Source organism: Armatimonadota bacterium (assembly GCA_020354555.1).
In the GTDB taxonomy this organism is placed as follows: Bacteria; Armatimonadota; Hebobacteria.
The window spans coordinates 2519968-2532700 of record CP070648.1 but is presented as its reverse complement, the minus strand read 5'-3'; the positions used below and the strand labels follow the sequence as shown (position 1 = coordinate 2532700).

At 64.0% G+C, this 12733-nt stretch carries 9 protein-coding genes; 8 read left to right on the top strand and 1 reads right to left on the bottom strand.

Going from position 1 to position 12733, the window contains the following annotated elements; genetic code table 11:
* Window positions 1-195: 195 nt before the first annotated feature.
* The 8 genes from JSV65_10360 (at window position 196) to JSV65_10325 (ending at window position 11081) form a co-directional block, all read left to right on the top strand.
* Window positions 196-1848, top strand: a complete 1653-nt coding sequence (locus JSV65_10360) for a DUF5597 domain-containing protein (protein UCH32995.1) — start codon at window positions 196-198, stop codon at window positions 1846-1848.
* A 165-nt stretch (window positions 1849-2013) separates the two neighbouring features.
* Window positions 2014-3639 (top strand): DUF5597 domain-containing protein, encoded by a 1626-nt coding sequence (locus JSV65_10355; protein ID UCH32994.1) that lies wholly within the window; start codon window positions 2014-2016, stop codon window positions 3637-3639.
* 344 nt (window positions 3640-3983) lie between these two features.
* Window positions 3984-5513 (top strand): FGGY-family carbohydrate kinase, encoded by a 1530-nt coding sequence (locus JSV65_10350; protein ID UCH32993.1) that lies wholly within the window; start codon window positions 3984-3986, stop codon window positions 5511-5513.
* Window positions 5514-5539: 26 nt separating this feature from the next.
* A complete protein-coding gene (locus tag JSV65_10345; GenBank protein ID UCH32992.1) occupies window positions 5540-6850 on the top strand; it encodes a ribulose 1,5-bisphosphate carboxylase in 1311 nt (436 codons plus the stop codon).
* Window positions 6851-6931: 81 nt separating this feature from the next.
* Window positions 6932-8686 carry an aldehyde ferredoxin oxidoreductase family protein gene (locus tag JSV65_10340; GenBank protein ID UCH32991.1) on the top strand — a complete coding sequence of 585 codons (1755 nt, stop codon included), beginning with the start codon at window positions 6932-6934 and terminating at the stop codon, window positions 8684-8686.
* 73 nt (window positions 8687-8759) lie between these two features.
* Window positions 8760-9317, top strand: coding sequence for an aldolase (locus tag JSV65_10335; protein UCH32990.1), 558 nt, complete (start codon window positions 8760-8762; stop codon window positions 9315-9317).
* A gap of 45 nt (window positions 9318-9362) precedes the next feature.
* On the top strand, window positions 9363-10580 hold the full coding sequence (locus tag JSV65_10330) for a saccharopine dehydrogenase NADP-binding domain-containing protein (protein ID UCH32989.1): 1218 nt from the start codon (window positions 9363-9365) through the stop codon (window positions 10578-10580).
* Between the two features lie 177 nt (window positions 10581-10757).
* Window positions 10758-11081, top strand: coding sequence for an SCP2 sterol-binding domain-containing protein (locus JSV65_10325; protein ID UCH32988.1), 324 nt, complete (start codon window positions 10758-10760; stop codon window positions 11079-11081).
* 139 nt (window positions 11082-11220) lie between these two features.
* Here JSV65_10325 and JSV65_10320 read toward each other — a convergent pair.
* Window positions 11221-12733, bottom strand: a 1513-nt coding sequence (locus JSV65_10320) for a metallophosphoesterase family protein (protein ID UCH32987.1), incomplete at its 5' end; no start/stop codon positions are given.

Sequence of the window (12733 nt, the reverse complement as noted above, 5' to 3'; positions counted from 1 at the left end):
TTCCCATTGTCGGGCATCCACGAAGCGCTCGAGGTCATGGCGTCGCCGGAACACAACAAGATCATCATCAATCCATGACGCCTCGCGGAGAGTCTGACGCCATGATTTCACGCAAGGATGGCGGCGCATGATCCGCGCGGCATGGTCGTTTGCAGGAGTGGATCGTGAGCCGAGGCGAAACGGAGGAGCCAGATAATGCCAATCACGCAGAGTGCGGCGACGGTGGGACTTATCGCAGCGGTGGTGAGCGTTCTTTTGATGTTATCGGCTGCGCCGACGCTCGCGGCCGCCGGCCAGGCGCCGTCGATTCCGGAGATTGTGCACAGCGACGGGCAGTACCGCCTCATGGTGGACGGGCAGCCATTTCTCGCACTCGCGGGTCAGGCGCATAACTCCAGTGCGTCGAATCGCGATGACATTGAGCGCGCGTGCCAGGCCGTGACCGCGATCCACGGCAACCTGCTCATCATCCCCATCTACTGGGAGCTGATCGAGCCGCGGCCGGGCCAATTCGATTTTCAGGTCGTGGACGACGTGATCGCGGCCGCGCGGCGCCATGAGCTGCGTCTGGTTCTGCTGTGGTTCGCGACCTGGAAGAACGGCGAGATGAACTACGCGCCGGAATGGGTGAAGGCCGACCGCAAGCGCTTCCGGCGCGTGATCGGGTTGCGGGGGGAGGAACTGAACGTCATCTCGCCGCTGTGCAAAGCGGCGCGCGACGCGGACGCGAGCGCGTTCGCGGCGGTGATGCAGCATATCCGCGAGATTGATGAAACCCAGCGCACGGTCATTATGGTGCAGGTGGAGAACGAGCCTGGTCTGATGGGTTCGGATCGTGATTACTCCACCGAGGCGACCCGACTGTTCAATCGCCCGGTGCCGGCGAGCTTGATGTCATACCTCGACCAGCACCGCGAGGGCTTAAGTGAGAGCATGCAGGCAGCGTGGGGGGCGAGCGGATACCGAAGCCAAGGCACGTGGGCTGAAGTCTTCGGTCGCATGGCTACCGAGGCCTTCAGTGCCTGGCACATCGCGCGCTACATCGATCGCGTCGCGGCCGCTGGCAAGCAGGCCTACCCCTTGCCGATGTACGCGAACGCCTGGCTGGTGGAGCCCCACGTGGAGCGACCTGGGCGCTGGCCGAGCGGTGGGCCTACCGAGCACGTCTTGGACATCTGGAAGGCTGCCGCGCCTCACCTCGACCTTCTCGCGCCCGACATCTATTACCCGAAGTTCTATGACAACGCGTCTCACTACGCACGCCCCGACAACCCGCTGTTCGTGCCCGAGGTCAACTTTCATCCGTTCTTCGGGGCGCTCGTCTTCATGACATTCGCGACCTTCGACGGCATCTGCTTCTCGCCGTTTGGAATTGACGATGCCTTACAGGACGGCGAACTCAGCTTCAAAGCAGCAGAGTTCGAAGATGCTTACCGCGTGCTGAGGCCGCTTCTTCCGTTGGTCCTACGCTACCAGTACACGGGCAAGCTTCACGCGGTCATTCAAGGCATCGGCCCCGGCGAGCACTGGGCGCAGTGCGTGGCCCTCGGGGGCCGCACTGTGGCCGCGATGGTGGAGTTCACCGTCACGTTCGACCCCGAGAAGGGACGCGGACGGGGAATGATGATCGAGCTGGCGCCGGACGACTACGTGATTGCCGGCGCCGGATTCAAGGTGGCCTTCCGCACGCTGCAAGGGCCACTGCGCGACGTCGAGCTTGTGTCGGTGGAGGAGGGGACATTCGAAGGCGAGCGGTGGATTCCGGAGCGCCAGCTCACGGGCGACGAACTGCGCGTGCACCTACCGGAACAGTCCAAGATCCTGCGCGTGCGCGTGGCAGCGCCATAACCGACGCAAGGTCGCGGCCGCCCGGTTGCGAATGCCGGTGTGGCGAGTGTCAGGTTGGAGGCCAGACAGGCAGAGATACGTACGGGCGAGGAAGGCCACGCGCGTCAACGCGCGGGAAAAGGAGTGCGAGGGATGCCGATGCCAGCATGGTCAATTGGATGCGCAGTGCTTGCGATAGTCGCGTTGTGCGTGTGCGCGGCGTGTGCCGCACCGGCTAGCGCGGGGGAGACCTCGGGTGCGGCTTTACCGATTCCGCGGCTGGAGCACTCCGATGCGGCATACCACCTCATGGTGGACGGAAACCCATTCCTCATTCTCGGCGGGCAAGCCCTCAACAAGAGCGCCGTCAAGGACGAGGATCTCGAGGGGGTATGGAAGGCGCTCACGGCAATCCATGCCAACACCGCGATTGTTCCGCTGCACTGGCGCGTCATCGAGCCCGAGCCCGGACAGTTCGACTTCCGCGTGCTGGACAGTATCGTCAACGGCGCGCGCCGCAACGGGTTGCGACTGGTGCTGCTGTGGTTCGGCACGTATAAGAACGGCGAAATGGATTACACGCCGGACTGGATGAAGAACGATCGGGCGACGTACGCGCGGGCGATAGGGTTCAGGGGGGAACAGTTGAATACCATGTCGCCGCTGTGTGAGGCCGCGCTCGATGCCGATATCCGGGCGTTCACCGCGGTCATGCGCCACCTCTTAGAGACCGACCGGAACCACCGCACGGTCATCATGGTGCAGGTCGAAAACGAGCCCGGGCTTATCGGGACTGACCGGGACCACTCCGAGCAGGCGACGCGCCTCTTCGAGAGCGACGTGCCGTCCGAGTTGATGGCGTATCTCGGTCAACACCGAGATGACCTCACGGCAAGCTTGCGCTCGGCATGGTCGGAATCGGAGTTTCGCTCCTCGGGCACGTGGACGGAGGTGTTCGGGGATTTTGCCGCGGAGGCGTTCAGCGCGTGGCATATCGCTCGATACACCGACAGGGTGGCTGCTGCCGGGAGAGAGGTCTACGCGCTGCCGATGTATGCCAATGCCTGGGTTATCGAGCCCCACGGCGAGCGCGCAGGGCGGTGGCCGAGCGGCGGGCCGACCGAGCATGTCCTCGATATTTGGAAGGCCGCAGCGCCGCACCTCGACCTCATCGCGCCCGATATCTACTACCCGAAGTTCTACGATGACGCCGTGCCCTACGCGCGACCGGACAACCCCCTGTTCGTCCCCGAGGTCAACTTCATGCCTTTCTTCGGCGCGCACGCATTCATGACGTTTGCGACATTCGACGGCCTCGGCATCGCGCCGTACGGCATTGATGCGGGAGTGGACAATCAGGGATGGGAGATCATAGCCGCAGAGTTCGAGGATACGTACCGCGTACTCAGACCGCTGCTGCCGGTCATTGCGCGCCATCGCTACATGGGCAAGATGCACGCGATCATCCAGGGGATTTCGCCCGGTGAAGACTGGGCCCACGATGTCCATCTGGCGGACGAGACGGTCGCCGCCCTCGTCGAGTTCACGGTGCAGCTAGATGTCGAGCGCGGCCGGGGGCGCGGGCTGATTATCGAACTCGCGCCGGACGACTATGTGATCGCAGGGGCCGGCTTCAACGTGACGTTCCGCGAACTCCAAGGCCCGCTGCGCGACACTCAACTTCTGTCCCTGGAAGAGGGTACCTTCGAGGACGGGCAGTGGGTCCGCCACCGACGGCTCAACGGAGACGAACTTCACGTGCGTCTGCCGGCGAAGGCGAAGATTCTCCGGGTGCGCCTGGCTCGCCCGTGACGCGCCGGCGACGTTCTTCTGCAGTTCGGCGATCCCCGGTCTTGCCCGCCGCTGTTGAACCGGCCAGTTGCGGCGACATGGGCGTGGCTTACTCTCGGTTGTCGGGCCAGCGCGGCGGATGTGGACACTGTGGCGCAGGCCGGCTGTCCGCGGCGCAGGAAGCCGACTCCACTGCGGCGAAGACCCCTTCGACAGGCGAAGACGTCGCGCGGGTGAGATGGAACCAGTGAGAGCCCAGGCGGACGGCGGCGTAAAGCCCCCGTCCGCTCGCAGTGTGGCTCGGATGTTGCCGGCGATTCGCGTGTGACGCAGTCTGTGTCTGCCGGACGCCAGGAGCAGAGCCCGTGGCGAAGTATATCATCGCGCATGACGTGGGCACTAGCCGCAGCAAGGCGGTGCTCGTGGACGTCAGCGGCCACGTGCACTCGAAGTGCGCAGAATCCTACAAGGTCTACCATCCCAGGTCGGGGCGAGCTGAACAGGAGCCTACGGATTGGTGGAATGCGGTGGTGCGCACGACGAGGCGACTGCTCGACGAGGCCGGGGTAGCGCCCAGCGACGTGTTGTGCATCACGTACAGCACTCAGATGCTCGGGATCGTACCCATGGACGTCGAGTCCGGCCCTTTGCGCAGAGCGATCATCTGGCTCGACAGCCGGGCCAGCGCACAGGCGAGCAGGATGATGAGGAGGTTCGGCGGCGGCCGGATCTTCGCACTCCTCGCGGGCACGGCGTTGTGCGGCAAAGACTGCATACCGAAACTGCTGTGGCTAAAAGAGGAGGAGCCCGAGGTCTACCACAAAATGTGCTGCTTCCTCGACGTTGCGGGGTATCTCATCTATCGCAGCACAGGCAGAATGGTCATGGAGTGGACCGGCGCGTCTACGTTCGCACTCGACCTCAAGAAGAAGACGTGGCTCAAAGGCGTCATGCGCTATGCGGGATTTGACCCTGCGAAGTGTCCTCCGCTCGTGCGACCGACCGAGCAGGCGGGAGTGCTGACGGCGGAGGCGGCCCGCGAGTGCGGGCTGCTCGAAGGGACGCCGGTCATCGCCAGCGCCGGCGACGCCCCTGCAGCCGCGGTGGGTTCCGGGGCCGTGGGGGAGGGCGACGGTCACGTGTACCTTGGCACATCGGGGTGGGTCGCCGTCATGACCAAGCGGACGCCGCGCGGCAAGTGCGGCGTCGCGGCTATCCAGTCGGCCGATCCCAGCAAGGCATTTCTGATCGGTGAAACGGAGACCGCGGGGGCGTGCCTGGAGTGGATCGCGGACACCATGTACGCGAGCGAGAAGGCCGGCGCAGAGGCAGCGGATATCTACGGGCTGATGGATGAGAGGGTCGCCGCAATCGCGCCGGGCGCTGACGGCGTCCTGTTCACGCCGTGGATGTGCGGAGAGAGGGCGCCAGTGACGGATTGCACCGTTCGCTCGAGTTTTCTCAACGTGTGCGCCCACCATGCCCGCGAACACTTGCTGCGCGCGGTGTACGAAGGCGTGGCGTACAATATGAGGTGGCTGGTGGAGATCATCGAGGATGGCTTCGGATTCCGGCTGTCGCGCCTCAGAGTCATCGGAGGGGGCGCGAGAAGCGCCCCGTGGATGCAGATTCTGGCGGACGTCACCGGGAGGAATGTTGAAACCGTGTACAATCCCCAAGAGGCGGGAGCGGTGGGGGCGGCGTTGGTGGCGGCAGTGGGCCTTGGGATATACCCGGACTTTGACGCTCTGAAGAACATAGTGGCCGTCGAGCGGGTGTTTGAGCCGGAGCAAGCGAACCGCGCACTCTACGATTCGCTGTACGGTTCGTACCGGCAGGCATACCGATGCCTGCGCGGCTTCTACCGGCAAATGAACGGTGCGAGATCTGAGTAAGTAAGCGCGTGCAAGGAGGTGTCTGCATGAACCAAGACGATATCCTCGGCCTGCCTTTGGCATTGCCGGAAGGGGCGGACTGCGAGGAATACCTGATAGCCACGTACCTCGCGTCTTTCCCTGCGGCGGTTCCCATTCCCATGTTGTCCACGGCGCTTGCCGTGGAGCAGAGCACGGGGACATGGGTGGCCGTGCCGGGCGAGACGCCCGACGTGCGCTGCCAGCACGTGGCGAAGGTGCTGGGCGTGTACGAGATCCCGGACTTCGAATCGTCCGTACCCCCGTCGGTCGAGACGCGGAACTACTTTATCCAGGTCGCATATCCCCAGGTCAACATCGGCGAGCAGATACCGATGCTGCTGACGACGGTGGTGGGCAACATCTCGATGGGCGGCAACATCAAGTTGCTCGACATCCGTTTCCCGCAGAGATACGTCGTCGGGTTCAAGGGGCCGAAGTTCGGCATTCCGGGCATCCGCCAGATCCTGGGCATCCCAAAGCGGCCGCTGCTCAACAATATGATCAAGCCGTGCACCGGCTATCCCCTGGAGGTCGGGGCGGAGTTGTTCAGGAAGGCAGCGCTCGCGGGATGCGACATCATCAAGGACGACGAACTCATAGCCGACGCTTCGTTCAATTCGCTCCTGGGCCGGGTCAAGCGCTACATGGAGATCGAGAAGGAAGTGTACGAGGAAACCGGCGAGCACACGCTGTACACCGCCAACGTGACCGACAGCGTGCCCAAGGTGTTCGACAACGCCAAGCGAGCGGTCGAGCTGGGATGCAACGCGCTGATGATCAACTATCTGGCGGTTGGCTTCCCCGTGATGCAGGCGCTGACCGAGGATGCTGACATCAACGTCCCGATGCTCGGTCATATGGATGTGGCCGGGGCGCTGTACATGTCGCCCTTACACGGCATGAGTTCGCACCTCGTCCTGGGCAAGCTGCCGCGCCTGGCGGGAGCCGATATCGTGGTGATCCCGGCACCGTATGGAAAGGCGCCGGTCATACCGGACAAGTTTCGAAACGCCGCCAAGAACCTAGCATTTCCCTTGTATCACCTCCGACCCACTTGGCCCATGGCTTCGGGCGGGATCACGCCGTCCATGGTACCGAAGCTGATGGCCGATCTCGGATCCGACATTGTGATCGGCTCCGGCGGCGGGATTCATGCACATCCCCAGGGGCCGATTGCAGGAGGCAAGGCGTTTCGCCAGGCAATCGATGCGACGATGCAGGGAATTCCGGTGAAGGAATATGCGAAGGAGCACTCGGAGCTAGAGGTCGCGCTGAAGGAGTGGGCCGACCCGTTTGCGAAAGGCTTCCCACTGTAGCATGCGGCCGCGGAGATCTCTCGTCCGCGCGGCCGGGGTGTGCACGGCCACGGTCTGGCGTGATGTGCTGGGAGATGCTGGATGAACGGTTGGACGGGACGTGCCCTTGAGGTGGATCTGTCCTCGGGTACGTACGAGTTCGTACAAACCGACGAGGCGCTGCGGCTGCTCTACGTCGGCGGTCGCGGGTTCGGCGTCAGGATTGTGGCCGACCGCCTCGCCGCTGGCACCGATCCGCTGTCGCCGGACAATCTCCTCGTCTTCGCCCCAGGCCCATTGACCGGCACTCGCGCCCCTACGTCGGGGCGTCATGCGGTGGTCAGCAAGTCGCCGCTTACGGGCACCATCTTTGACGGCAATGCAGGAGGCCGATTCGGCGCCGCGATGAAATCCGCGGGGCTCGACTATATCGCCATTACCGGGCGCGCGGCGTCGCCGACGGTGCTCGCCATTGACGGCGAGCAGGTTTCGCTCGAGAGCGCAGAGGGATTGTGGGGTGTGAATCGGTCGCAGGTGCTGGCGGCGCTGTCGGAGCGCGGCAGCGTCGCGTGCATCGGCAAGGCAGGCGAGCGCAAGGCTCGCATCGCTGCGATCATGCACGACCGCGGCTCTGCTGCCGGGCGGGGAGGGCTCGGCGCGGTAATGGGCAGCAAGCTGCTCAAGGCCATCGTGGTTCGCGGCGAGCATAAGACGACCGTTGCCGACGAAGAGGCCTTTGCGCGCTATTATGCGGACATCATGCGGCTGCTCATCGCGAGCCCGGTATCATCGAAGGGCCTGGCGGAGTACGGCACATCGTCTCTGGTCAACCTCATCAATTACATGCGCGTGATGCCGACGTCGAATTTCCGGCGCTCCGCGTTCGAGTCCGCCGAGGCTGTGGCGGGAGAGACCATCGCGACGAAGTACAGCCCGCGGCGCACCCCGTGCGCCGGCTGCCCGATCGGCTGCAAGCGCGAAACGCGCGATGGGCGCGAGGTGCCGGAATACGAGACGATTGCACTGTTCGGCCCGAGCAACGATAACGCCGACCTCGAGAGCCTAGTCGAGATCAACGCGCTGTGCAACGAGTACGGGCTCGACAGCATCTCGGCCGGGGCCGCCATCGCGTGTTACGCGGAATTGCAGGGAGAGCCGCTGCGCGGCGGTGACATCGCCGACCTCGTGCGTCAGATGGGGGAGGGGGAGGGCGTTGGCGAGGAGCTGGTGCAAGGCGCGCTGCGCTTCGCATCTGCGCGCGGCAAGCCCGAGGCGGCGATGCAAGTCAAGGGCCTCGAGTTGCCCGGGTACGATCCACGCGGGGTGCTCGGGCTAGGGCTCGGCTACGCGACATCGAATCGCGGCGGCTGCCACCTGCGCGCCTACATGGTCGGCCTCGAAATTCTCGGCAAGCCGAAGCTCATTGACCGCACGACTTGGGTCAGCAAGCCGTGGCTCGTCGCCTTGGCGCAGAACATCTTCACCGCAGTGGACGCGCTGGTCGTGTGCAAGTTCACTTTGTTCTCCGTTGGCGAAGAGGAGTTCGCGAATATCCTGAGCGCGGTCACCGGAGTTGACTACCCCTCCGAAACGCTCATCCGCGCGGGCGAGCGCATCTGGAACGTGGAGCGGATGTTCAATCTGCGCGAGGGCTTCGTCGACGAGGATGACACCTTGCCGGCGCGCTTTTTCGAAGAGGATGGTGACGAGCGGACGCCGCGGATTGACCGCGCTGAATTCGAACGGGCGCTGCGGGAGTACTACGCGTTCCGCGGCTGGGATGCCGGGGGGCGACCCACCGAGGCGAGGTTGCAGGCATTGTCGCTGGAGCCGTCGCCGCAAGGCGCCGGCGTATAGGAACGTGGCGTCCGGCATGCCGGCGACGCGGCACCCGCGGCATGCGGGAGTCTGAGCGTGGAGACGGGCGCAGATGTGGCGTGAGATCGCGAAGTTCGGGAAGAAGATCATCGAGGCCGGGCTCACCGGCTCGCATTTCGGCAATATCAGCATGCGTGCGGGCGACCGCATCTTGATCACGCGCAGCGGCAGCATGCTCGATGAACTCGATGAGAACGCGATCGTCACCGTCGAGCTGGAGCGGCCGACCAGCTTCGATATCATCGCTTCCACTGAGACGAACGTTCACCGAGCGATCTACCAGAGCACCTCTGCGCTGGCGATAATCCACTGCCACTCGCCGTTCGCGGTCGCGATGTCGATGATCGCCGAGGAAGACGTCATCACCCCCGCCGACAGTGAGAGCGTATACATCCTGCACGAGATTCCACTGATCACGGGCGGAGCCGGATCGAAGCAGCTGGCGCAGGCGGCGAGCAAAGCGCTGGCGGACCACCGGGGCACGATCATCCGGGGCCACGGGTCGATTACGGCAGGGAAGCTGATGGAGGAGGCGTACGTTTACACGTGCTCGATCGAGCATGCATGCAAGATCAAGTACTTCACGGACCTCGCGCGCAGGGGCGGGTGAGCGAAGCCCGCGATATCGCGAAGTCACGAAGAAAGGAAGAACGGAATGTCGCGGGTGACGATTCTGGGAGGCGCCGGAGCAGTGGGCAGCGTCGCGGTGCAAGCGCTGGCTGCGAGCGACGTGTTTTCAGAGGTCGTGGTTGCCGACATCGCGCTCGAGCAGGCGCGGAAGATGGTCGAGCGGCTCGGGGCGGGGAAGCTCGCCGCCGTGGAACTTGATGCGAGAGATCCCGCGAGCATCCGCGGGGCGATCGCCGGTTCATCGGTCGTCCTGAACTGCGTCGGGCCATTCTACGAGTTCGGCCCGGTGATCCTCAAGGCGGCGCTCGACGCGAAGATCGACTACGTGGACGTGTGCGACGATCTCGACGCGACCGAGGCGTGTCTCGCGATGGATGGGGAGGCGAAGAAGGCGGGGGTGTCCGCGTTGCTCGGAATGGGCACGTCTCCCGGCGTGGCGAACGTCCTGGTGAGGTTTTGCGCCGAGTCCTTGCTGGACGAATTGGAGGCGGTGGATATCTACCACGCTCACGGCGGAGAGTTGGTCGAAGGTGCGGCGGTAATCAAGCATCGAATCCACTCCATGATGATAGACGTGCCGATGTTCCTCGACGGCAAGTACACGACCGTGCGGCTGTTTGAGGAAAGCGGAAAGGCGTTGGAGGAGGACGTCGCGTTCCAGGACCTCGGCACGTACCGGGTGTATGGCTACCCGCATCCGGAAACGATCACGTTGCCGAAGCGCTTCGCGCATCTCAAGCGCGTCACCAACCTTGGGCTCGTGCTGCCGCCTGCGTACGCGGAACTGATCAAGGGCACCGTGAGATTGGGCATCACGGGTGACGAGCCGATTGCGGTTGACGGCGGCAAGATCGTACCTCTGGAGTTCGCCGTCGCATTCATCCTCGCCCGCAGGCAACAACTGTTGGACGACGCGGGCTTGACGGGGCCGATGGGCTGCCTGAAGATCGTGGTCAAGGGATACAAGAACGGCGAGAAGAACACCTACGTCTTCTCGATGTCCTCGAAGACGCAAGGTATGGGCGATGCTACCGGAATCCCGGCGGCGTTAGGTGCCATCTTGATGGCGACTGGCAAGATTACGGAGAAAGGGGTGGTACCGCCCGAGAACTGCGTCCGGCCGATGGACTTGCTCCAGCTCGCGCGCGACACGGTGCAAATGACAGGTCAGAAGGGGTTTCCCATCGTCATCCAGCATATTGACGGCAAGGGGCAATCGAGAAAGATAGACCTGTTCGGATAACATCTACCACAGCGGACTTGCGGCCACAACCCACGGCGAGAGGCGACGGAGGCACAGCCTGGGCCGACGGCCGCGAGCTTGTTGCCGCCGCACGTGATGGCAGGCGCCCGGGCCACGCCGTGGTTCGCTCTCGGGAGCGCGTGCAGCGATGCAGAGAACGATATGAAGGAGGTTCACGTGGCAGCAGTTGACTCGTTTTTTGCGGCCTTGCCCGAACGGTTCAATGCCGAGGCGGCCGCCGGGGTAGAAGCGGTATTCCACTTCAACATCACGGGTGAGGGCGGCGGGCAGTACGCCGTGACTGTCGCCAACGGCGAGTGCAAGGTCGAGCAGGGCGCGCCGGACAAGGCCGATGTGACGGTCACTCTCGCGGCCTCCGACATGGCTGCCATCGTCGCCGGCGACCAGGATCCCACCGCTGCCTTCATGGCCGGCAGGCTTCAGGTAGATGGGGATATCCTGCTGGCGATGAAAATCGGCGACCTGTTCCTGAGCGGGTAGCGGTCCGCCTCAGCAATCGCAGTCGGTGCGCAAATCGCATACGCCGAGCGGGTGGATGACCCGCGCAGCCGCGCCACTGTGGTCCCGGAAAGTGGCGGATCGACCGATTCCCCGGTGGCGCTGGGGTCGCCGCGGAACCCTAGAGCCCCTTGCGGTCCTTGGCCGCGAGGTCGAACTGGTCGAGGACGCCCTCATAAGAACCGTCCGGTTTGACGGCGTGAGCCGTGAAGTGCAGCCTGTCGCCGTCAATGTCGATGAGGCAGAAGTGATGCTTGTAGTAGCGCCCTTCGTCCGCACGGTCGTTCGACGGATCCGCCGTGTGATCGGGAAGGTCTATCTGGGGCCACTCGTAGTACTTGTGGTTGTCGAGTGAGCCGCCGCCTCCTCCGGTGATGATGTATGTCGCCTCGTTCCCGCTGCCGGTGGCCGGGTCGTACGGAGGATGGGGGAGGCCGCGCTCGTAGTCGTGGGTGTGGCCGGAAAACACGATGTCCACCTTGTACTTCTCGATGAGCGGGACGATCTCTTGACGCAAGTGGAACTCGCCGTCGTAGTACCCGCCGCCCCAGCATTCCGAATACGGGGGCTGATGGAAGAAGACAAAGATCCACTTGGCATTCTCGGCGGCGTCGGCCAATTCGCGGGCAAACCACTCGTACTGAGGGCTCCCCGGCGGTATGCGTTCCCCCTTCGGGCCATCCACCTTATTCGCATCGAGCATGATGAACCGCGCCGGGCCGTAGTCGAATGAGAACCAGTATTCGTTGCCCGAACGAGCGGTCGGGTGGTCGAAGTAGCGCTCATATGGCGGGCACACGCGCGGATCGGTATCCCAGAACCCGCCGTATTCGTGGTTGCCGATGGCGACGTAGGTCGGTACGCTGGCTGAGAGATGACGCAGGGACTGGAGGTGACCGTCAGTCCACTGCTGGAGATTGGAGCCGCTGCCAACGACGTCGCCGGTACCGACCGCGATATCCGGCCGGAAGGCCGCCATGTGTCGAAAGACGTGCTCATTCATCGGCGGGCCGCTCTGGCTGTCCGCCCAGACCGTGAAGCGGATCGCGCCGGCTGTCGTCGGTGCGGTCTTGAACGACGACCACGGTGTCTCGCTCCCACCGGCGACGACGCGGTACATATACGCAGTGCCCGGCTTGAGGTCTTCGATGCGGACCTCGTGGAGCGCGGATGCGTCGCTTTGCAGCCGCCGGTGTTCACCGTACAGTGTCTCACTATACTCCACGTATCCCGGGAACTCGCCAGCCGTTTCCCACATGACCGTGATGGCGGTGGGAGTGACGTTCTGCAGGTACGGCGGAGCGAGGAAGACCGGTTCCGCAAGCATCGCCGCGAACACCGGCTGGAGCTGCGCCTCGGCATCGTCGAGGAGATCCGGCAGAGCGGACAGGTTCTCGGCCGCGTTCGCAGCGGTATCCGCAGCCGCGATGACGGCGGACAGCAATGCTGGATTCGGGGCCGGGTGATGGCTGCAGAACTGCGCTGCCTGCCGCAGGCGGTCGAGGAATGCGTCGCGACGGGCATCCAGTTCTTCCGTGCCGCCGAGCATCAATCGCGCGTGACGCAGAGCGCCCTCTTCGATATCGTTAATCGCCTTGATGGCGATGACGTAACTCGTGCCCGCCTCGGCGGCT

Excerpts from the sequence above, each read along its gene's own strand:
- JSV65_10360 (UCH32995.1), top strand. The coding sequence starts at position 196 with ATGCCAATCACGCAGAGTGCGGCGACGGTGGGACTTATCGCAGCGGTG.
- JSV65_10345 (UCH32992.1), top strand. The coding sequence starts at position 5,540 with ATGAACCAAGACGATATCCTCGGCCTGCCTTTGGCATTGCCGGAAGGG.
- JSV65_10340 (UCH32991.1), top strand. The coding sequence starts at position 6,932 with ATGAACGGTTGGACGGGACGTGCCCTTGAGGTGGATCTGTCCTCGGGT.
- JSV65_10335 (UCH32990.1), top strand. The coding sequence starts at position 8,760 with ATGTGGCGTGAGATCGCGAAGTTCGGGAAGAAGATCATCGAGGCCGGG.
- JSV65_10330 (UCH32989.1), top strand. The coding sequence starts at position 9,363 with ATGTCGCGGGTGACGATTCTGGGAGGCGCCGGAGCAGTGGGCAGCGTC.